Here is a 20,272-nt window from a genome sequence, read left to right on the forward strand (position 1 = left end):
CGCCGCCGGTGCGGTCGCCGCCGGTCCAGTCGCCGGCGCGGGTCCCGGCGTCGCCGTACCGGAACCCGGCCTTGCTCCGCCGCCCCGCTCGCGCGTCCTCGGGCACGGACGGGGACGCTAGTGTTCCCCGCTCACATGGTCCATGGGGAGCCACAGCACGGTGTCCCGGGTGACCTGCCGGGAGGGCGGCTCCGAGAGCTCGTCGTCGGTCAACCCCCGGTCGTAGACGCGCACATCGTCGATCGCGCCGGTGAAGTACGCCCGGCTGTCCATCCGTTGGCCGATGTGCACCCCGAACGGCGAGTTCCGGCTCGCCGATCCGGGCACGTCCGCCGTGCTGACGGTGGTCCCGTCGATGAACAGCGTGAGCTGCCCCCCGCCACGGCGCAGCGCCAGATGGTGCCACTGGCCGTCGTTGAACGCGCCGGTGGCGCGCACGAACCTGGTGGCCGGGGGCGACGCGCCGTCCCTGGTGGTGACGAGACCGGTGATCCGGTTGGACGCGGGCTCCGCGCGCAGCCACACCTGCGGCTGCGTCGTACCGATCCCGCCCATCCACAGCAGCGGCTGCTCACCGGTGGTGGCCGTGTAGCGGAACCACAGCGAGGCCGTGAAGTCCTTCGTCCCCAGCGTCAGCCGGTCCTGATACGGCAGTCGTACGGCGTCGTCGGTGCCGTCGAACTCCAGCGCGTTCCCCAGGACGCCCGCCGTCCGCCCCGCGCCGCCGAGGACCGCCGCCCGCCGGGTGAACGGAGCGAGGTCGGCCGTCGTCGGGTCCGGGCCCCGGCGCGGCTGGAGCCAGTCCTCGGCGAAGCGGGCGAAGCGGATCTCGTCGCGCGCGTCGACCGCGCCGCCCTCGTACAACAGGCCCACGGTGTCGCCGTCGACGCGCACCAGGTCGGAGTAGCCGGACCAGTCTGTGGTGACGACCGTTCCGCGGTCCACACTGTCCCACGTGCGTCCGCCGTCGTAGGAGGAGCGGATCATCATGGTCCGGCGGCGGTCGGGGTCGCCGGGGCAGGACAGCAGGATCCGGTCCCCGACACGCAGGGTCGAGCCCTGCACCTGGGGCGCGTAGAGGTCCGGGACGTCACGGAAGGAGGAGAGGAAACTGTCGCCGCCGTCCCTGCTGACCGCCTGGGTGCGGTGTCCGAGGTCGGTGCCGTCCTGCTCGCGACCGCTGACCAGGACCGATCCGTCGGTGCGCTCGGAGAGTGTCATCTCGGACGGCTTCTGCCGGAAGGTGCCGTCGTCGGCGATCGGCCAGGAGTCGGTCGCACCGATGTCCCAGTGATCGCCGCCGTCGTCGCTGGTGATGAGCGCGGCGTTGTTGGCGGTGATCCGACCGCCGTTCCAGGTCTCGGTGTTGACGGCGAAGACGAGTCGTCCCGCGTGCCGGCCGCGGGTGAGCTGGATGCCGTGCACCGGACCGGTGGCGTACCAGGAGTTCCAGTTCGCGGGCAGGATCTCGTCGCTCAGGTCGCGCGGCTGCGACCAGCTGAGACCGTCGTCGTCGCTGTACTGGAGATGCGGGGTGCGGTCGCACGGCGTCGAGCAGCTCGCGCTGTCCGTGCGGCCCGTGTTGTAGGTCTCCGCCAACACGATCCGACCGGTCTCACGGTCCACGATCGGGGTGGGATTGCCGTGGGTGTTCCCGCCCCCGTCGTTGACGACCTGGAGCGGGCTCCAGGTGCGCCCGCCGTCACTGGAGCGCTTCACCACGATGTCGATGTCCGCCGCGTCGCCGCAGTTGAGGACGCGTCCCTCGGCGAAGGCGAGGAGCGTGCCCTCGGTCGTCCGGACGACGGACGGGATGCGGAAGCAGGCGTAGCCAGGGTCCTGGGAGGCCTTGAACAGCACCTGCTGCTCGAACTCACCACCCGAAGCGGCCGGTTCGGCCCGAGCCGTTCCCGGGAGCGCGACCAGTGCGGCGATGCTGAGCGCGGCGGTCAGGGCGGCTTCGAGGCGAGCGCGCGAGCGGGATCCCGGCCGGGTGGCCGAGGCGGGTTCCGGGCGGCCGAGCGAGGCGGGTTCCGGGCGAGTGCCGGTGCGACCGCGGGAGCCGGGTCCTGGCCGGAGGGGAAGTACGGATCGCGGACGCCTGGGGGAGTGGCCCCCCGGGCGGGCGGCGAAGGCGGATCTGAGACGGGTGAGGAGGCGTGACGGCATGGTGCGACCTGCCCTTCGTACGGCGGCTGGGCAATCCGGATCCTCCGGACATCCCACGTCCAACGTTCGCGCCGCAGACGCTACTTGGGCCCTCACACACCCCACAAGAAGCATGTACCGGTCGTGTTCACGCCAGATTTCGACCGGTCGGGGCGCGTCCGGACGGCCGCACGGCGAAGAGCAGTTCACGGGCTTGTTGATCCGGATTTCCGGTACGGACGGCCGATGCGGGCTAACGTTCCGTCATGACCGCACCCGAAGCCGAACCCCGCCTCGCTCTCGACCCGACGCGCACCGCCCTTGTGCTCGTCGATCTCATGGAGCGCATCGTGGCGTTGCCCCTGGCGCCATACAAGGGGACCGAAGTCCTCGCCACCGCAGAGGAGTTGGCGACCTCATTCCGGAAGTCGGGCGCGCTCGTCGTGCTGATCCGGGTCGAGCGGTCCGGAGTCCCGGAGCAGCCGCCCGGCAGCGGACTGGTCGCCGGACTTGTCGCGGAGGGTGATCTGGAGATCGTGAAGCGGACCATCGGCGGGTTCCAGGGCACCGGTCTGGACGAACGGCTGCGCGAACACGGCATCTCCACCCTGGTGTTCGGCGGAATCGCCACCAACCTCGGCGTCGAGTCGACCGCGCGCGCCGCCGGGGACCTCGGCTACGACCTGGTCTTCGTGGAGGACGCGATGGCCGCGTTCACCGCCCCCGAGCACGACGCCTCCGTCCGCCTCGACTTCCCGCGCCTCGGCACGGTCGTGACCGCCGACGAGGTGCGTCTCATCGCGGACTGAGCCACCCCGCAGGCGGCTCTCACGCCAGTACGCCGCCTCCGCATGCCATGACGACCGAGCCGGCTGCCGCAGCCCCGCGCGTCGCCGGGGCGCCGTACTCGACGGCCGTGTACGCGCCCCGGAGCCCGGAGCCCGGAGCCCGGAGCCCGGAGCCCGGTGTCCGGGAAGTGCCGGGCCCGCGTCGGACCGGACTCGGCCGGACCCTGCGGCAGCAGCGACTTCCCGGGCGGGGGTTCCGGGCCGAGGCGGGGCCCCCTCCGGCGCAGGGGGCGCTCCCCGCCGTCCGGGGCCCCGCCGCCGTGTCGCGGGGAGCCGGTGTCAGCCCTGGGCGGCCGCGGCCCGCAGGGCGATCCGGTGCTCGCCCGCGTACACGTTCATGTTGGCGCCGCGCAGGAAGCCGACCAGGGTCAGGCCGGTCTCCGCCGCGAGGTCGACGGCCAGGGACGACGGAGCCGAGACCGCCGCCAGCAACGGGACGCCCGCCATCACCGCCTTCTGCGCCAGCTCGAAGGACGCCCGGCCGGAGACCAGCAGGACCGTCCGGGAGAGCGGGAGCGTGCCGTTCTGCAGGGCGCGGCCGACCAGCTTGTCGACCGCGTTGTGCCGGCCCACGTCCTCCCGTACGTCGACCAGCTCGCCGTCCTCGGTGAACAGCGCCGCCGCGTGCAGGCCCCCGGTCCGGTCGAAGACCCGCTGGGCCGCGCGCAGCCGGTCGGGGAGACTCGCGAGCAGGCCGGGTTCCAGCCGCACCGGGGGAGTGGTGCCGCCCGCCGTGTCGTCGATGGTCCAGCGGGCCGTCGTACGGACCGCGTCCAGGCTCGCCTTGCCGCACAGACCGCACGACGACGTCGTGTACACGTTGCGTTCGAGCGTGATGTCGGGGATGACGACACCGGGCGCCGTCCGCACGTCGACGACGTTGTACGAGTTGGAGCCGTCCACCGTGGCCCCCGCGCAGTAGACGATGTTCTGCAGCTCGTCGGCCCGGCCCAGCACCCCCTCGCTCACCAGGAAGCCCGCGGCCAGCGCGAAGTCGTCGCCCGGGGTGCGCATGGTGATCGCCAGAGGCTTGCCGTTGAGGCGGATCTCCAGCGGTTCCTCGGCGACCAGCGTGTCCGGACGGGTGTTCACGGCACCGTCCCGGATGCGGATCACCTTGCGTCGTTCCGTGACTCGTCCCATGGCCTGATCAGTCCCGCTTCCGTACGTGTGGCCGGCCGGATCGGCCCTTCCTGCGGCGGTTGCCGTGCGGGACACCCGGGGGCGTGGTGCGGGAGGTGACCCTTACGTTCTCATTGTCCTGCACCCGGGGAGCGGGCAGCACCGCCCCGGCCCGCGGCCCGCTCCGGTTCACGCCGCCGTCCGCAGCGCGAGCAGATCGGAGATGGCGTGCACCGTACGCAGCGTCGGCACCGGAACCCCGGTGATCTCCGAGAGTTCCACGACTGCGGCGAGCAGTACGTCGAGTTCCAGCGGCTTGCCGCGCTCCAGGTCCTGGAGCGTGGAGGTGCGGTGGTCGCCGACGCGCTCGGCCCCCGCGAGGCGCCGCTCTATGGACACGCCCACCTCGCAGCCGAGGGCCTGAGCGACGGTGAGCGTCTCGGTCATCATGATCTCGATGACCTTGCGCGTCCCGCCGTGCAGGCACATCTGCCGCATCGTGGCGCGGGCCAGCGCGCTGATCGGGTTGAAGGAGATGTTGCCGAGCAGCTTGAGCCAGATGTCGTTGCGCAGGTCCGGTTCGACCGGGCATTTCAGCCCGCCCTCCCGCATCGCGGCGCTGAACGCCCGGCAGCGTGCCGAGACGGACCGGTCCGGTTCCCCGATGGAGAACCGGGTGCCTTCGAGGTGGCGGACGACGCCCGGTCCCTCCAGTTCGGTCGCGGCGTACACGACGCACCCGATGGCCCGCTCAGGCGCCAGCACCGTACTGACGGCGCCGCCCGGGTCCACGCTCTCCACCCGGTGGCCGTCGTGGGGTCCGCCGTGCCGGTGGAAGTACCACCAGGGGATGCCGTTCTGGGCGGCGATCACCGCCGTGGTGTCGTGCAGCAGCGGCTCGATGAGCGGCCCGCACGCCGCGTACGAGTTGGCCTTCAGACCGAGGAAGACGTAGTCGACCGGACCGATGTCGGCCGGGTCGTCGGTGGCGTGGGCGCGTGCGGTGAAGTCCCCGCGCGGGCTGATGACTTGGACGCCGTGCTGCCTCATGGCCGCGAGATGCGGTCCACGGGCGACGAGATGCACGTCGGCGCCGGCGCGGTGCAGGGCGGCGCCGACGTAGGCGCCGATCGCACCGGCGCCGAGAACTGCGACTCTCACTGGGTGGCGCTCCGTTCGGTCGAGGGTACCGAGGAACTTCCGAACTGTGTCGACGAAATATTGTCTACAGGATGGAAGGGGTGCGGGCAAGGGGCGGGGCGACCCGATGCCCGGCCCGTACGACCGGCTCCGTGCCGTCGCCCGGCCGGCGGGGTGACCGTTCGTCGCGTCAGGGATACCGCTCATCGCATACGGTCGACGAGTTCTCGTCGCACCGCTTCACAGCCGCTCGGCCGCTTCCTATCGTCCCGGATCATGAGCCCTCCTGTCGCACCTCCCGGTTGGAGCCGCTGGCTCGTCCCGCCGGCCGCCCTGTCGGTCCATCTCTCCATCGGCCAGGCCTACGCCTGGAGCGTCTTCAAGCCGCCGCTCGAATCCGCGCTCGGTCTGAGCGGAACCCAGAGCGCGCTGCCCTTCCAGCTCGCCATCGTGATGCTCGGCCTGTCGGCGGCGTTCGGCGGCACGCTCGTCGAGCGCAACGGTCCGCGCTGGGCGATGACCGTCGCCCTCGTCTGCTTCTCCTCCGGCTTCCTCATCTCCGCGCTGGGCGCCGCCACCGAGCAGTACTGGCTGATCGTGTTCGGCTACGGCTTCGTCGGCGGGACCGGCCTCGGCATCGGCTACATCTCGCCCGTCTCCACGCTGATCAAGTGGTTCCCGGACCGGCCCGGGATGGCCACCGGCATCGCGATCATGGGTTTCGGCGGCGGTGCGCTGATCGCCTCGCCGTGGTCGGCCCAGATGCTGAAGTCCTTCGGTTCGGACTCCTCGGGGATCGCGCTCGCGTTCCTCGTGCACGGGCTGACGTATGCCGTGTTCATGACCCTCGGTGTGCTGCTTGTACGCGTGCCGCGCGGCGAGAAACCGGCCGTGTCCGGGCCCAGCGCGCTCGACGGGGTCCAGGTCTCCGCGCGGAACGCCGTCCGGACCCCGCAGTTCTGGTGTCTGTGGATCATTCTCTGCATGAACGTGACCGCCGGCATCGGCATCCTGGAGAAGGCCGCCCCGATGATCACGGACTTCTTCGGGGGCACCTCCACGCCGGTGTCCGTCTCGGCGGCCGCCGGATTCGTCGCCCTGCTGTCCGCGGCCAACATGGCGGGCCGCATCGGCTGGTCCTCGACCTCCGACCTGATCGGACGCAAGAACATCTACCGCGTCTACCTCGGGGCCGGCGCCCTGATGTACGCGCTCATCGCCTGGCTCGGGGACTCGTCCAAACCCCTGTTCATCCTGAGCGCGCTGGTGATCCTCTCCTTCTACGGCGGAGGCTTCGCCACGATCCCGGCATATCTGAAGGACCTGTTCGGCACGTACCAGGTCGGCGCCATCCACGGCAGGCTGCTCACCGCCTGGTCCACCGCCGGCGTCCTCGGCCCGCTGATCGTGAACTGGATCGCGGACCACCAGAAGGCGGCGGGCAAGCACGGCTCGTCCCTGTACGAACTGTCGTTCCTGATCATGATCGGGCTGCTCGCCGTCGGTTTCGTCGCGAACGAGTTCGTACGGCCGGTGCACGCCCGCCACCACATCCCCGCACCGAGGGAGGCCACCGATGTCGCACGACAGCAGCCCGAGTCCGCCTGACCGGCGAGCGCTGATCGTCTTCGCCTGGCTGTGGGTGGGCGCGCCCCTGTGCTACGGCCTCTACGAGCTCGTGCAGAAGGCGACGCAACTGTTCTCGGGGTAGGTGTTCGGGCTTCCGAGGGTCTGACAGAAGCCGACAAGCCTGGCGTCGCAATCCTGTGACTTCACCTGCCGTCGTACCCGTGAGTCACGGAACAGACTGGTGGATCCCGCTACCCGAAGCACGAGGGGGACCACTCATGAACGGCTCACGGATCGCCGCCGTCGGCCATTACCAGCCCGCCAAGGTACTCACCAACGAGGACCTGGCGGGCCTGGTCGACACCAGTGACGAGTGGATCAGGAGCCGCGTGGGCATCCGGACCCGCCACATCGCCGGGCCCGACGAGCCCGTCGACGAGCTGGCCGCGCACGCCGCCGCCAAGGCACTGGCCTCGGCCGGTCTGACGCCGGGCGACATCGACCTCGTCCTCGTCGCCACCTCCACGGCCGTCGACCGCTCCCCGAACATGGCCGCCCGGGTCTCCGCCCGTCTCGGCATCCCCTCCCCGGCCGCCATGGACGTCAACGTCGTCTGCGCCGGCTTCACGCACGCGCTCGCCACCGCCGATCACACCGTGCGCGCCGGTGCCGCGACCCGGGCGCTGGTCATCGGCGCCGACAAGATGGGCGACGTGGCGGACTGGACCGACCGCACCACGTGCGTCCTCGTCGGGGACGGTGCGGGGGCCGCCGTCGTCGAGGCCTGCGCCGACGGCGAGGAACCCGGCATCGGACCGGTGCTGTGGGGCTCGGTGCCCGAGATGGGGCACGCGGTACGCATCGAGGGCACCCCCTCGCGGTTCGCGCAGGAGGGGCAGAGCGTCTACCGCTGGGCCACCACGCAGCTCCCGCCGCTCGCCCGCAAGGCCTGCGAGCGGGCCGGGCTCACCCCCGAGGACCTCGCCGGAGTCGTCCTGCACCAGGCCAACCTGCGCATCATCGAACCCCTCGCCCTGAAGATCGGCGCGGTCAACGCCGTCGTCGCGCGGGATGTCGTCGAGTCCGGGAACACCTCCGCCGCGAGCATCCCGCTGGCCTTCTCCAAGCTCGTGGAGCGCGGCGAGATCTCCACCGGTGACCCCGTCCTGCTGTTCGGCTTCGGCGGCAACCTCTCCTACGCGGGACAGGTCGTCCGCTGCCCGTAAGACGGCCGAGCCGCTGGTGGGGCGGCCTGAGCCGCTCGTCCGGTCCTCGCGCCGCCGGGTGTGACAAGCCCGAATCCTGTGCCTGTCGGGCGTTTGTGCGCCGTAGACTGTAGGCGAAAGACAATTGACAATCGACTTTCCTATCGCGGCGACGGCGCTGCCCAGGAGGGACCGTGATGTTGTCGACAGGACTGCCCCAGGGAGCGGTACCCAAGCTGGAGCGGCCCGGACCGCTTCGTGACCGTGTCTACGAGGCGCTGCTCGAACTCATCACCACCCGCGCCCTCCAGCCTGGCCAGCACCTCGTCGAGAGCGAACTCGCCGGGCATCTCGGAGTGTCCCGGCAGCCCGTGCGGGAGGCCCTCCAGCGGCTGAGCACCGAGGGCTGGGTCGATCTGCGGCCCGCCCAGGGCGCGTTCGTGCACGAGCCGACCGAGGAGGAGGCCGACCAGCTCCTCACGGTCCGTACGCTCCTGGAGGCCGAAGCGGCCCGGCTCGCCGCCGCCAACGCGGGCACCGCCGCCGTCACCGCCCTCGAGGACCTGTGCGCACAGGGTGAGCGGGCGGTCGCCGACGACGACGTGGACGGCGCGGTCGCGATGAACGCGCGGCTGCACGCCAAGATCATGGAGCTCGCCGGCAACACGGTTCTCGCCGAGCTCGCCGCCCAGGTCGACCGCCGGGTCCGCTGGTACTACACGCCGGTGGCCCGCCAGCGCGGCCGGCAGTCCTGGATCGAACACCGCGAACTGATAGCCGCGATAGCGGAAGGCGACGAACAGCGGGCCACCGCGGTCATGCGGGCCCACACGGAGCACACGCGGAAGATGTACCACGACCGCGAGAAGTAGTCCCGCGAGCGGGCCCGCCTCACCCACCCCGGCCGGCGCTTCGCGCGTAGGGCGAGGACGCCGGCAGGGCCCGGCGCCGGCCGCACCCGAGGGTGGCCCTCTCCGCCAGGTCGCGGAGGGGGCCACCCTCGTGCGGAAGGACCGTACTCAGCCCACCGGTTGTGGCCGGGGTGCCGAGGTGTCCGCCGTGCTGCGCCCCGGCTGCCGCAGCAGCAGGGCGATCGCGGCCGCCGCCATGGAGACGCCGCCGGCCAGCGCGTAGGCGCCGTCGTATCCCCAGGCGGCGACGACCATCGAGCCGAGCCCGCCGCCGAACAGGCCGCTGATCAGCTTTCCGCTGTACACCAGCCCGTAGTTGGTGGCGTTGAAGTTCTCGCCGAAGTAGTCCGGGGTCAGGGCCGCGAACATCGGGTAGAAGGCCCCGCCGCCGAACCCGGAGAGGAAGGCGAAGAACAGGAAGAGCGCCTCGCTGTGGATGTCACCGGCCCAGATGACACCGAACTGCGCGAGTCCGAGGACCACGATGACGAACACCAGGGTCCGCTTGCGGCCGTAGGTGTCGGACAACCAGCCCACCACGCCCCGGCCGACGCCGTTGATGACCGCCATGACCCCCATGGACGACGCCGCCACCAGCGGGCCGAAGCCGACCTCCTTGGCGTAGTCGACCTGGAACGAGATCCCGAAGATCGACACTCCCGCGGTCATCACGAGCGCGATCCACATCAGCGGGAGCATGCCGGTCCTGATGGCCTCCTTGGGGGTGAACTGCTTCACGGCGGGAGGGTTCTTGGAGAGACTCGCCGCCCCCTTCGCCGAACCGCCGTACGTCAGCGGGTCGATGTCCGCGGGCCACCAGTTCTTCGGCGGGTCCTTGAAGAAGAACGCGGCGGACAGCACCACGATCATCACGTAGCAGCCGATGAGGTCCAGCACGCGGTGGTAATTGGCCGTGTCGAAGGCGTAGTTGAAGATGAAGATGAACGGCAGGGAGCCGTACGCGAATCCGCCGTTGACGAATCCCGTCCGCGCGCCACGGCGTTCGGGGAACCACTTCCCGACCATGTTGATGCAGGTCGCGTACACCAGACCGGACCCGATGCCGCCGATGACCCCGAAGCCCAGGATCGCCAGCAGGACATTGCTCAGGTGCGAGAGTGCGAGGAAGCCGGCCGCGCACATGACCGAGCCCGTGTACATGGCCTTGCGGGCCGTCAGGATGCCCTTCTCCCGAAGCCAGCCGGCGGGGAAGGCTATGCCCGCCTGGAAGAAGACCCAGATGCTCAGGATCCAGAAGGTGTTGCTCTGCGTCCAGCCGTGGGCGTGGGACAGGGTGTCCTCGGCCGAGCCGTACGCGTACTCGAAGACGCTGATGGCCATCATGGCGGCCCAGGGCAGGTACACCATGAACTTGCGTGAGTGGCCGAGGATGTCCCGGTCGCTCTCGCCGACCCGGTACACACGGCCCCGGGCGTCCGTGACCTCCCGGTACGCGCGCGCCGGGGTGCCGGGGCCGTCCGGCGCGTCCTTCTCCGCGATGGGTTCCGTCGTCATCAGGCCATCTCCTCGCCGAGCGGGTGCGGATTGGGAACGATGGACCGGGTCCGCGGCCGGCCCGGTGCCTTGAGGAACAGGGCCAGTACGGCGGACGCCAGACCGATCGACCCGGCGAGCACGAAGGCGCCGTGGTAGTCCCACGCGCCGACGACCACCGCGCCCATGCCTGAGCCGACCAGACCCGAGATCAGCTTCGAGCTGTAGACCATCCCGTAGTTGGAGGCGTTGTTGTTCTCACCGAAGTAGTCCGCCGTCATGGCCGCGAACAGCGGGAAGATCGCGCCGCCGCCGAAGCCGGAGACCATGGAGCAGAACAGGAAGAACGGCATGCTGCCCATCTGGCCGGAGACCAGGACACCGAACTGGGCGGAGCCCAGCACCAGACACACGATGATCAGCGTGTGGCGCCGTCCGAACCGGTCGGATATCCAGCCGATGACCCCGCGCCCGGTGCCGTTGACGATCGCCTTCAGGGACATCGCCGTGGCCACGATCCCGCCCGCGAAGCCCATGTCCTTGCCGAACGGCACCTGGAAGGCGATGCCGAAGATGTTGATCCCGGCCGTGCACAGCAGACAGAACCACATCATCCACAGAACAGGGGTACGCGCGGCCTCCCTCGGGGTGTACTGCTTCACCGCCGGCGGGTTCTTCTCCAGCGCCCGCCGGATCTTCGGGTCGTCCGGCACCTTCAGCGGGTCCACGTCCGCCGGCCACCAGCCCTTCGGCGGGTCCTCGAAGAACCACCCGGCCACCGCGACCAGCGCGCAGCAGAGCAGGCCGACGCCCACCAGGACGCCCCGGTAGTTGCCCAGATCCATGTACGAGGTGAACAGGAAGACGAAGGGCACGGACCCGTAGGCGAAACCGCCGTTGACGAAGCCCGTCTTGCCGCCCTTGCGCTCCGGGTACCACTTGCCGACCATGTTCACGCAGGTCGCGTAGACGAGACCCGCGCCGATGCCGCTGCACATGCCGAAGCCGAGATAGGCGACCGCCACATGGGGCGCGAACGCCAGGGACACATAGCCGAGCAGGGTGCCGAGCGCGCCCAGCAGCATCGCCGTCCGGGCGGGGAGCCTGCCGCTCTCGCGCAGTCGCCCGGCGGGGAAGGCCACCGCCGCCTGGAAGAAGATCCAGACGCCCATCAGCCAGAAGATGTGTCCGCTGCTCCACAGATGTGCCTCGTGGAGTGTGTCCTCCGCGGACGTGAACGCGTATTCGGCGGAGCTGATGCCCAGCATGCCCGCCCAGGGCAGGAAGACCATCCACGCGCGTCTGCGGCCCATGATGTCGAGGTCGGTCTCGCCGACGCGGTACACGCGTCCGTTGCGGTCCCTCACCTCTCGATAGGGGACGGGAGTCGAGTAGTCGGTGGTTGTCATGTCGATCGAGCACCCCTTGCGTCGAAAGATCTGGTCAGCGCCCCCTGCCAAATGCCTTTCGTGCGCTCACGGGTCCCGGGGGCGGCCGACGCGCACCGTCGGCCGCCCCCGCGCACACTCATGTCATGAACGACCCCCCAACACCCCTGCCGCGTGCGCCCATCGGTACTTCGCGCCGAGGACGGCCACCGGCAGCCACGCACCGCCCGCGGCGACGGCGAGCCGTCCCGGCGGGCTGAAGAGGACGAGCGATCTCGGTCGTGTACGGGGAGGCCACGACCACCCGCTCGTACGGGTGCCGGCAGCCCTCCGCGGCCTCGCCGTCGAGGAGCGTCCGCACCCTCGCCACCCGGTCCCGACCCGCCACCTCAGATCACCCCGCCCGACTTCAGCAGCCTCAGTTCCTCGTCGCCGAGGCCGAGTTCGCCGATGTAGATCTCCTCGTTGTGCTCACCGAGCAGCGGGGAGGCGGTGATGTCGACGGGGGAGTCGGAGAGTTTGAGCGGACTGCCGACGGTGACGTACGAGCCGCGCTCGGGGTGCTCGACCTCGACCACCATGCCGTTGGCGGCCAGCGACGCGTCCTCGATGATCTCCTTGGTGGACAGGATCGGTCCGCACGGGATGCTCTGGGCGTTGAGTCTCTCCAGCACCTCCCATTTGGGCAGGCTGCTGGTCCATTCCTCGATGAGCTGGAACATCTTGGCGAGCCTGGGCAGCCGGGCCTGCGGGGTGGCCCACTCGGCGTCGTCGGCGAGTTCGGGGCGGCCGATCAGCCGCGTGATCGGTTTCCAGCCGGTGGGCTGGACGATGACGTACACGTAGTCGTTCGGGCCGCCGGGCGCGCACTTGACGGCCGAGCCGGGCTGGCCGCCGCCGGAGGCGTTGCCGGAGCGCGGGACCTCGTCGCCGAAGTCCTCGTTGGGGTATTCCGCGAGCGGCCCGTGCGCGAGGCGCTGCTGGTCGCGCAGCTTCACCCGGCAGAGGTTGAGGACGGCGTGCTGCATGGCGACGTCGACACGCTGACCGCGTCCGGTGCGGGTGCGCTGCAGGAGCGCGGCGAGGATGGCGGCGACCGCGTGGACGCCGGTGCCGGAGTCGCCGATCTGGGCGCCGGTGGCCATCGGCGGCCCGTCCTCGAACCCGGTGGTGGCCATGGACCCGCCCATGGCCTGCGCGACCACCTCGTACGCCTTGAAGTCGGTGTACGGACCGTCGCCGAAGCCCTTGATGGAGGCGTAGACGATCCGCGGGTTGATCTCGCGGATCCGGTCCCAGGTGAAGCCCATGCGGTCGATCGCGCCGGGCCCGAAGTTCTCCACCATGACATCGGAGCGGCGGATCAGCTCGGTCAGGAGCTGCTTGCCGCGCTCCGTCTTGGTGTTGAGGGTGATGCTGCGCTTGTTGCTGTTGAGCATGGTGAAGTAGAGCGAGTCGGCGTCCGGGATGTCCCGCAACTGGGCGCGGGTGATGTCACCGGACGGCGCCTCCAGTTTGACCACGTCGGCGCCGAGCCATGCCATCAACTGGGTCGCCGACGGACCGGACTGAACGTGCGTCATGTCCAGCACGCGGATGCCTTCGAGAGCCTTGGTCGTCACAGGTCACCTCACTTGTCCGTTGCCTTGAGCCGCCCCGGTACGGCCGGCGGTGGGCCAGGTTCGGTACATTGCATACAGTCGACGAATACTGTATGAAGAGTGTTATCCCGCATCCGGTGGGTGATGTCCAGGGGTCGTGCACCACTTTCAGGACAGGAGCCGAATCGTGGATCTGTACGAGCACCAGGCGCGACAACTCTTCGAGGAGCACGGCATCCCGGTGCCACGCGCAGAGGTCACGGACTCGGCCCGGGAGGCGCACGTGATCGCCCGCAGGCTCGGCGGCCGGGTCGTCGTCAAGGCCCAGGTCAGGACCGGCGGGCGCGGCAGGGCGGGCGGTGTGCGGCTCGCCGAGGACCCCGCGGCGGCCGAGCGGACAGCACGTCGGATCCTCGGCATGGAGATCGGGGGCCATCCGGTCCGCTCGGTGATGCTGGCCCGACCCGTCGACATCGAGAGCGAGTTCTACGTCTCCTACGTGCTCGACCGCGCCGCCGGACGCTTCCTCGCGATCGCCTGCGCCGAGGGCGGCACGGAGATCGAGGAGGTGGCCGCGGCCAGGCCGGATGCGGTGGCCCGCATCCCCGTGGACCCGGCGGAGGGCGTCACCCCGGCGAAGGCGGCAGAGATCGTACGGGCTGCCGGGCTGCCACCGCGGACGGCGGACATCCTGATACGGCTCTGGCAGGTGCTGACGCGCGAGGACGCCCTCCTCGTAGAGGTGAACCCTCTCGTCCGCACCACCGGGGGTCGGATCGTCGCCCTCGACGGCAAGGTGACCCTCGACGGCAACGCCCGCTTCCGTCAGGCGCGTTGGGGTGAGCAGGAGGACCCGCACACCCACCCGCTGGAGGCGGCGGCCGCGGCCAGGGGCATCGACTACGTGAAGCTGGACGGCGAGGTCGGCGTCATCGGCAACGGCGCGGGACTCGTCATGGCGACCCTCGACGTGGTCGCCGGCTGCGGCGCCCGCCCCGCCAACTTCCTCGACATCGGCGGCGGCGCGTCCGCCCGGGTCATGTCCGACGGCCTCTCCGTCGTTCTCTCCGATCCCGGCGTCAGGTCCGTCCTCGTCAACGTGTTCGGCGGGATCACCGCCTGCGACACGGTCGCCGACGGGATCGTGCGGGCCCTGGACACCGTCCGGCCGAGGAAACCGCTGGTCGTCCGGCTCGACGGCAACAACGCCGCGCGGGGCCGCGCCGTCCTCGGCGACCGGGCGCACCCGCTGGTGCGGCAGGCCGCGACCATGGACGAGGCCGCCCGCCTCGCCGTCCGACTGGCCAACGCCACCTGAAGGAGCGGGACATGGCCATCTTTCTCACCAAGGAGTCCAAGGTCCTCGTCCAGGGCATGACCGGCGCCGAGGGCATGAGACACACCCGGCGCATGCTCGTGGCCGGCACGAACGTCGTCGGCGGCGTCAACCCGCGCAAGGCGGGCCGGACCGTCGAGTTCGACGTGCCCCGGCACCCCGAGGGCCCGGGAAGCGCATCCCGGAGCGTCCCCGTCTTCGGGTCGGTGCGCGAGGGGATCGAGGCGACCGGCGCGGACGTCAGCGTCGTGTTCGTGCCGCCCGCCTTCGCCCGCGCGGCCGTGCTGGAGGCCGCCGACGCCGGGATCGCTCTCGCCGTCGTCATCACCGAGGGCATCCCCGTCCACGACTCCGTCGCCTTCTGCGCGCATGCCGCCACCCGGGGCACCCGCGTCATCGGCCCCAACTGTTCGGGCCTCATCACCCCCGGACAGTCCAACGCGGGCATCATCCCCGCCGACATCACCAAGCCGGGACGCGTCGGCCTGGTCTCCAAGTCCGGCACCCTCACCTACCAGCTCATGCACGAACTGAGGGACATCGGCTTCTCGACCTGTGTCGGCATCGGCGGAGACCCCGTCGTCGGCACCTCTCACATCGACTGTCTGGCGGCCTTCCAGGACGACCCCGGCACCGAGCTGATCGTTCTCATCGGGGAGATCGGCGGCGACGCCGAGGAACGGGCCGCCACCTACATCCGTGATCACATCACCAAGCCGGTCGTCGGCTACATCGCCGGATTCACCGCCCCCGAGGGCCGCACCATGGGACACGCCGGCGCCATCGTCTCCGGCTCCTCGGGCACCGCCCAGGCGAAGAAGAAGGCCCTGGAGGCGGCCGGAGCGGACGTGGGCGACACCCCGACCGGGACGGCACGGCTGGTCCTCGCACGGCTGGAGGAGCGGGCGAGCCGCAGTGATGTCACTCATAGTTGACGTGAGGTGACTGCCGGAAGTCCTGCGGCCTCACTACCGTCCCCTTACCTACGCGACGACTGTTCGCGCGGGCCCGTAAGACCTGCCGCTCGGCAGAAGCCGGGCCCCCCGCCCCCGACTGTGCACCGAGAGCGGAGACATCCATGACCACCCTCGACACGAATCCCCGCGAACGCGATCCCCTCGATCCCACCCCTCTCGATCCCGCCCCGCTCGTCCTCAAGGCCGGGACGTCCTGGACCGACGCCTGGCGGCGGTGCCTCGCCGTAGCCCCCGAGGCGTTCCGCGACGACCGGGTCCTCAACCTCTGGAACTCGGGCTGGCAGGCGGACGGCCGGGCCCTGCCCGCCACCAGCCCCGTGGACGGCGGCCCCATCGCGGGGCCGCCACGGCTCGACGGCGCCACCGCCCGGCAGGCCGTCCGTGCCTCGCTCGACCAGCACCGGGCCTGGCGTCATGTGCCCCTCGCGGAACGCCGGGCCCGAGTGGCGGCGACCCTCGACGCCCTCACCGAACACCGCGAACTGCTCGCCCTCCTGCTGGTCTGGGAGATCGGCAAGCCCTGGCGGCTGGCCCAGGCCGACGTGGACCGGGCGATCGACGGGGTGCGCTGGTACGTCGACGGCGTCGAGCCCATGCTCCACGGCCGGGCCCCGCTCGACGGACCCGTCTCCAACATCGCCAGCTGGAACTACCCGATGAGCGTGCTCGTCCACGCGATGCTGGTCCAGGCCCTGGCGGGCAACGCCGTCATCGCCAAGACGCCGACCGACGGCGGCGTCGCCTGTCTCACCCTGGCCTGCGCGCTCGCCGTGCGCGAAGGCATCCCCGCCACCCTGGTCAGCGGCAGCGGGGGCGAACTGTCGGAGGCGCTCGTGCGCGCGCCCGAGATCGGCTGTGTCTCCTTCGTCGGCGGCCGGGACACCGGCGCCGCGGTGGCGACCGCCGTCGCCGACCTCGGCAAGCGCCATGTCCTCGAACAGGAGGGACTCAACACCTGGGGCATCTGGAACCACACGGACTGGGACGCGCTGACGGCGGTCGTCCCCAAGCTCTTCGACTACGGAAAGCAGCGCTGCACGGCCTACCCGCGCTTCGTCGTCCAGCGCGCCCTGTTCGACGACTTCCTCAGCGCGTACCTGCCCGCCGTCCGCACCCTGCGGACCGGCCACCCTCTCGCCGTCGAGCACCCCGACGACCCCTACCCCTCGCTGGACTTCGGCCCGGTCATCAACGCGGCCAAGGCGAAGGAACTGCACGACCAGGTCGCCGAGGCCATCGACCGGGGCGCCGTCCCGCTGCACCGCGGCAGGCTGTCCGACACCCGCTTCCTGCCCGGTCAGGACACGTCGGCGTACGTCCAGCCCGTCACCCTCCTCAACCCGCCGCCCTCCTCACCGCTGCACCACGCGGAACCCTTCGGCCCGGTCGACACCATCGTCCTGGTCGACACCGAGGCCGAACTGCTCGCCGCGATGAACGCCTCGAACGGCGCACTGGTCGCCACGCTGTCCACGGACGACGAGTCGACGTACACCCGACTGGCCCCGCAGATCCGCGCGTTCAAGGTCGGCCACGGAAAGCCCCGCTCCCGGGGCGACCGCGACGAACTCTTCGGCGGCTTCGGAGCGTCGTGGCGCGGCGCGTTCGTGGGCGGAGAACTGCTGGTACGCGCGGTGACCCAGGGTCCGGCGGGGGAGCGGTTGCCGGGGAACTTCCCGGACTACCACTTGATGCCGTGAGCGCCGTGAGCGCCGTGAGCGCCGTGAGCGCCGCGGGATTCGCGGGTCAGGCGCGTTTGGTGGGGTGAGGGCGGGCGGCGTCCGTGGCGGGCGCCGCCCGACCGGGCCGGTGACGGCGCGCGCCCTGCCGAGGTGCTCCGGTGCGCCGCGCCCGACCGGCACGGCCCGGCGTGCCGTGCTGTGCCGGGCCGTACCGGGGTGCCCCGGTGTGCGGCGCCCTGCGGGGGTGGGCGTCCCGGCGTACCGGACCGGCTATCCGATGCCCTGCCGGTCGGGCCGCAGCGCGAAGGCAAGGTCCGACGCCTCCAGGCCCGATCGCTCCACGGCCTCGACGAGCAGCGCGCGGTGCCGGAGCAGCGGCTCACGGCGTTCCGCCGGAGCGATCACGGCCAGATCGTCGAGCCCGGCGATGATGCGCCGGGTGACCTGCGGACTGCCCACCGCGCACCCCCGGATCTCGGCGAACCCGAGATCGACCAGCTCCGTCCAGCCCGGCACGGGCTGCACGAGCCGCACGTCGCCGCGCCGGTCGCGATGGAGCGCCGCGTCGAGGGGCCGGCCGGCGACGGCGGCCAGGAACTGCACGATGCGGTCGATCGCCTGCACGGCCGTGGTCGGATCGTTCACCGCGGCCGACAGAGCCCGCAGCCCGATGTCGGACAACTGGCGCAGCCCGAACGCGAAGTCCTGGTGGAAGGTGCGCTCCACCCCGACGGAAACGGTGTAGCTCAGCGACCGCCCTGCCGGAGCGGAACCTCGGTGCACCGCGAGCAACGGCGTACCCGGTACGACGAAATCCCCCATCCGCGGGATCAGCCGCAGGACGACATCCTGCCGCCGGGCCGCCTTCACCAGCCGGGCGATGTTCACGTCGCGCAGGACGCCGGCCCGCCCGTGGTGGGCGACCCGGGCGGTCTCGGGCCCGAGAGCGTTCTCCTCGCCGGACGAGCGGGCCACCGGCATCCGCGTGATGACCTTGAACGCCTCGCGGGTGATGCGGTCGATGACGTGGCTGATGCGCATGAGACGCAGGGTCTGGTTCACGTACAGCACGAAGAGCAGGAGGCTGAGCCCCAGCATCAGGAGTGTCAGAACCGACTGGACCAGCGGGACCGAGGTCACCTGCCGCGCTTCGGCCTGCCCCTCGTACGAGGTCAGCACGAGGAGCGACAGCAGAAAGGTCGCGAGGAAGACGGCGAACGTGGCCTTGGTGATCCGGCTCCGCACGAAGAGCCGCACCACGCGGGGACTGAACTGCCCGCTCGCCATCTGGACGGCGACCAGCGAGATGCTGAAGACCACACCGATGAAGGTCATCATCGCCGAGCTGACCACGGTCACCACGGTCTTCGCGTCGTCGGCCAGACGCAGCAGATCGTCGAGGGTGTCGTAGTCGCGTGCCTTCTGAAGTGAATCGACGATCGCGGTGTCGAGCGCGTTCGCCACGGCCCACACCACGAAGACCAGCACCATGGCCGCGGTGGGCGCGAACCAGAACGTGTCCCGCAGATGCTCCCGCAACGGCGACAACGCCCTCGGCCGCCGCCCCTCCCGCAAACCCCCGGTAGTCATCCAGTCACCCATGGTGCGACTGTAGGCGCACCCCTACCTTGTCCTGCGGACCCGCTCCGAGGGCCCGGATATGCAGGTGAAACGCACTCCGAAACCTTGGTATTGTTGTCCATGTCGCCGCGGGGAACACCCTCGGCCAGGCGGCAGACACCTTGTCCGGGTGGCGGAATGGCAGACGCGCTAGCTTGAGGTGCTAGTGCCCTTTATCGGGCGTGGGGGTTCAAGTCCCCCCTCGGACACTCACTCTTGGGACGTTCACGAGATCGTCTCTAGCGCTCGCTGTAGCGATACGCAGATGAGGGCCGCGACCAGATGGTCGCGGCCCTCATCTGCGTATTCGTGACCGATCGTGATCCCGAGAGCTTCGGGGAGCGGGCTCTCCTTCCACGCGCTACTGCGCGGTGGCCGTCTTTGCTCACGCTTGACGTCCTCCATGCCTCGCACCCGGCCGTCTCTTCATAGGGTCCTGAGGTTGGCATGTGCACAGAGTGAAGTACGGGGGAGGGGCTGCATGTCGGACATGAAGAAAGAAGCCGCGTCGCTGCACAAGGCGGTGTCCGGGTTGCGCGCGCTGGATCACCATACGGCGAAAGGGGAAAGCCGAATGAGTCCGGAACTGAGTCAGCTCGCCGAGCTCCTGCGCGGGCCCGCGGCGCTGGAGCGCTCCTGGGACTGGGAGGTCGTCGAAGCCGAGCTGCGCACGGCGCTCCCCACGGACTACCGGGAGCTCGTCGAAGCCTACGGCGGCGGACTCCTGGACGAGTACCTGCTCCTGCTGGAGCCAGGCTGTCCCAATGACGTCTACGACCTGGTCAAGATCAGTGCCGAACGCGAAGAAGCGAACGATTCCCTGTGGCAGTTCGAGGACAGGCCGGCGGAAATGGAATCCGGGGGCAACCGCCTGATCTGCTGGGCGACCACGGACAACGGCGAGTACCTGTACTGGCTCGTCCGGCCGGCCGACAACCCCGACTCTCGTCCTACCTTGATCAACAGCGAGTCGGGAGAGGACTGGGAGCGCTACGACATGACCGCGACCCAGTTCCTCACCGCAGTGCTCACCGGTGAGATCCGGTCGGAGATTCTGTGGGACCGGTTTCCGCTGCCCGCGCATGAATTCCGCCCTGCGCGGGAGATGTGACGAGCTCCGGCCGCGTACGTGCCTGTTCACCTGCACGGTGGGTCGCTCGCGGTCCGACTGCCGGTGATCTCTTTCCCGTCAAGCGGTGTGCCGGGCCGACTCGTCCTCGCCCCGGACGAC

At 70.4% G+C, this 20,272-nt stretch carries 16 protein-coding genes, 1 tRNA gene and 1 pseudogene; 10 read left to right on the top strand and 8 right to left on the bottom strand.

Annotated elements, in window-relative coordinates:
- Window positions 1-117: 117 nt before the first annotated feature.
- On the bottom strand, window positions 118-2,169 hold the full coding sequence (locus ACFYW8_RS26785) for an exo-alpha-sialidase (protein WP_389081123.1): 2,052 nt from the start codon (window positions 2,167-2,169) through the stop codon (window positions 118-120).
- A gap of 245 nt (window positions 2,170-2,414) precedes the next feature.
- Between ACFYW8_RS26785 and ACFYW8_RS26790 the strand changes: the two genes are divergently transcribed.
- A complete protein-coding gene (locus ACFYW8_RS26790) occupies window positions 2,415-2,957 on the top strand; it encodes an isochorismatase family protein (RefSeq protein WP_365872463.1) in 543 nt (180 codons plus the stop codon).
- Between the two features lie 318 nt (window positions 2,958-3,275).
- Here the strand turns inward: ACFYW8_RS26790 and fdhD are convergent, their stop codons facing one another.
- Both fdhD and ACFYW8_RS26800 read right to left on the bottom strand, forming a co-directional pair.
- The gene (fdhD, locus tag ACFYW8_RS26795) at window positions 3,276-4,139 is read right to left on the bottom strand and encodes a formate dehydrogenase accessory sulfurtransferase FdhD (protein ID WP_389081131.1); all 864 of its coding nucleotides are present in this window, start codon (window positions 4,137-4,139) and stop codon (window positions 3,276-3,278) included.
- Window positions 4,140-4,307: 168 nt separating this feature from the next.
- On the bottom strand, window positions 4,308-5,279 hold the full coding sequence (locus ACFYW8_RS26800; protein WP_365872467.1) for a 2-dehydropantoate 2-reductase: 972 nt from the start codon (window positions 5,277-5,279) through the stop codon (window positions 4,308-4,310).
- Window positions 5,280-5,534: 255 nt separating this feature from the next.
- Here ACFYW8_RS26800 and ACFYW8_RS26805 point away from each other — a divergent pair, with 255 nt between their 5' ends.
- The 4 genes from ACFYW8_RS26805 (at window position 5,535) to ACFYW8_RS26820 (ending at window position 8,904) form a co-directional block, all read left to right on the top strand.
- The gene (locus ACFYW8_RS26805) at window positions 5,535-6,866 is read left to right on the top strand and encodes an OFA family MFS transporter (RefSeq protein WP_389081138.1); all 1,332 of its coding nucleotides are present in this window, start codon (window positions 5,535-5,537) and stop codon (window positions 6,864-6,866) included.
- Window positions 6,835-6,969, top strand: a complete 135-nt coding sequence (locus tag ACFYW8_RS26810) for a hypothetical protein (protein WP_261704980.1) — start codon at window positions 6,835-6,837, stop codon at window positions 6,967-6,969. Before ACFYW8_RS26805 ends, ACFYW8_RS26810 begins: the two co-directional genes overlap by 32 nt.
- Before the next feature lie 136 nt (window positions 6,970-7,105).
- Window positions 7,106-8,053 carry a beta-ketoacyl-ACP synthase III gene (locus tag ACFYW8_RS26815; protein ID WP_365872473.1) on the top strand — a complete coding sequence of 316 codons (948 nt, stop codon included), beginning with the start codon at window positions 7,106-7,108 and terminating at the stop codon, window positions 8,051-8,053.
- Window positions 8,054-8,229: 176 nt separating this feature from the next.
- Entirely contained in the window at window positions 8,230-8,904 is a 675-nt protein-coding gene (locus ACFYW8_RS26820; RefSeq protein ID WP_389081149.1) for a GntR family transcriptional regulator, read from the top strand.
- A 147-nt stretch (window positions 8,905-9,051) separates the two neighbouring features.
- On the opposite strand, the gene ACFYW8_RS26825 is transcribed toward ACFYW8_RS26820, so the two are convergent.
- The 4 genes and pseudogenes from ACFYW8_RS26825 to frc all read right to left on the bottom strand — a co-directional run bounded on the left by ACFYW8_RS26825 (window position 9,052) and on the right by frc (window position 13,447).
- The gene (locus ACFYW8_RS26825; RefSeq protein ID WP_389081155.1) at window positions 9,052-10,458 is read right to left on the bottom strand and encodes an OFA family MFS transporter; all 1,407 of its coding nucleotides are present in this window, start codon (window positions 10,456-10,458) and stop codon (window positions 9,052-9,054) included.
- Window positions 10,458-11,846, bottom strand: coding sequence for an OFA family MFS transporter (locus ACFYW8_RS26830; RefSeq protein WP_389081160.1), 1,389 nt, complete (start codon window positions 11,844-11,846; stop codon window positions 10,458-10,460). Before ACFYW8_RS26830 ends, ACFYW8_RS26825 begins: the two co-directional genes overlap by 1 nt.
- A gap of 123 nt (window positions 11,847-11,969) precedes the next feature.
- Window positions 11,970-12,171, bottom strand: a pseudogene (locus tag ACFYW8_RS26835) (hypothetical protein); the annotation flags it as partial.
- A gap of 43 nt (window positions 12,172-12,214) precedes the next feature.
- A complete protein-coding gene (gene frc / locus ACFYW8_RS26840) occupies window positions 12,215-13,447 on the bottom strand; it encodes a formyl-CoA transferase (protein WP_389081165.1) in 1,233 nt (410 codons plus the stop codon).
- A 166-nt stretch (window positions 13,448-13,613) separates the two neighbouring features.
- Here frc and sucC point away from each other — a divergent pair, with 166 nt between their 5' ends.
- From sucC to ACFYW8_RS26855, 3 genes are all read left to right on the top strand, one after another.
- Window positions 13,614-14,744, top strand: a complete 1,131-nt coding sequence (sucC, locus tag ACFYW8_RS26845) for an ADP-forming succinate--CoA ligase subunit beta (RefSeq protein WP_389081168.1) — start codon at window positions 13,614-13,616, stop codon at window positions 14,742-14,744.
- Window positions 14,745-14,755: 11 nt separating this feature from the next.
- Window positions 14,756-15,697 carry a succinate--CoA ligase subunit alpha gene (sucD, locus tag ACFYW8_RS26850; protein WP_389081174.1) on the top strand — a complete coding sequence of 314 codons (942 nt, stop codon included), beginning with the start codon at window positions 14,756-14,758 and terminating at the stop codon, window positions 15,695-15,697.
- Between the two features lie 143 nt (window positions 15,698-15,840).
- On the top strand, window positions 15,841-17,439 hold the full coding sequence (locus ACFYW8_RS26855; protein ID WP_365872488.1) for an aldehyde dehydrogenase family protein: 1,599 nt from the start codon (window positions 15,841-15,843) through the stop codon (window positions 17,437-17,439).
- A 252-nt stretch (window positions 17,440-17,691) separates the two neighbouring features.
- On the opposite strand, the gene ACFYW8_RS26860 is transcribed toward ACFYW8_RS26855, so the two are convergent.
- Window positions 17,692-19,023, bottom strand: coding sequence for a DUF2254 domain-containing protein (locus ACFYW8_RS26860; protein ID WP_389081183.1), 1,332 nt, complete (start codon window positions 19,021-19,023; stop codon window positions 17,692-17,694).
- Window positions 19,024-19,165: 142 nt separating this feature from the next.
- On the opposite strand from ACFYW8_RS26860, the gene ACFYW8_RS26865 reads away from it, so the two are divergent.
- Both ACFYW8_RS26865 and ACFYW8_RS26870 read left to right on the top strand, forming a co-directional pair.
- Window positions 19,166-19,250 (top strand) — tRNA-Leu (locus tag ACFYW8_RS26865).
- A 272-nt stretch (window positions 19,251-19,522) separates the two neighbouring features.
- Window positions 19,523-20,152, top strand: coding sequence for an SMI1/KNR4 family protein (locus tag ACFYW8_RS26870; protein WP_389081188.1), 630 nt, complete (start codon window positions 19,523-19,525; stop codon window positions 20,150-20,152).
- Window positions 20,153-20,272: the final 120 nt, after the last annotated feature.

The organism is Streptomyces sp. NPDC002742 (assembly GCF_042888885.1).
GTDB lineage: Bacteria > Actinomycetota > Actinomycetes > Streptomycetales > Streptomycetaceae > Streptomyces.

Coding starts and splice junctions, on each gene's coding strand:
- ACFYW8_RS26860 (WP_389081183.1), bottom strand. CDS start 19,023: ATGGGTGACTGGATGACTACCGGGGGTTTGCGGGAGGGGCGGCGGCCG.
- sucD (WP_389081174.1), top strand. CDS start 14,756: ATGGCCATCTTTCTCACCAAGGAGTCCAAGGTCCTCGTCCAGGGCATG.
- ACFYW8_RS26785 (WP_389081123.1), bottom strand. CDS start 2,169: ATGCCGTCACGCCTCCTCACCCGTCTCAGATCCGCCTTCGCCGCCCGC.
- ACFYW8_RS26830 (WP_389081160.1), bottom strand. CDS start 11,846: ATGACAACCACCGACTACTCGACTCCCGTCCCCTATCGAGAGGTGAGG.
- ACFYW8_RS26815 (WP_365872473.1), top strand. CDS start 7,106: ATGAACGGCTCACGGATCGCCGCCGTCGGCCATTACCAGCCCGCCAAG.
- ACFYW8_RS26825 (WP_389081155.1), bottom strand. CDS start 10,458: ATGACGACGGAACCCATCGCGGAGAAGGACGCGCCGGACGGCCCCGGC.
- ACFYW8_RS26790 (WP_365872463.1), top strand. CDS start 2,415: ATGACCGCACCCGAAGCCGAACCCCGCCTCGCTCTCGACCCGACGCGC.
- fdhD (WP_389081131.1), bottom strand. CDS start 4,139: ATGGGACGAGTCACGGAACGACGCAAGGTGATCCGCATCCGGGACGGT.
- ACFYW8_RS26820 (WP_389081149.1), top strand. CDS start 8,230: ATGTTGTCGACAGGACTGCCCCAGGGAGCGGTACCCAAGCTGGAGCGG.
- ACFYW8_RS26805 (WP_389081138.1), top strand. CDS start 5,535: ATGAGCCCTCCTGTCGCACCTCCCGGTTGGAGCCGCTGGCTCGTCCCG.
- ACFYW8_RS26855 (WP_365872488.1), top strand. CDS start 15,841: ATGACCACCCTCGACACGAATCCCCGCGAACGCGATCCCCTCGATCCC.
- ACFYW8_RS26810 (WP_261704980.1), top strand. CDS start 6,835: ATGTCGCACGACAGCAGCCCGAGTCCGCCTGACCGGCGAGCGCTGATC.
- ACFYW8_RS26870 (WP_389081188.1), top strand. CDS start 19,523: ATGTCGGACATGAAGAAAGAAGCCGCGTCGCTGCACAAGGCGGTGTCC.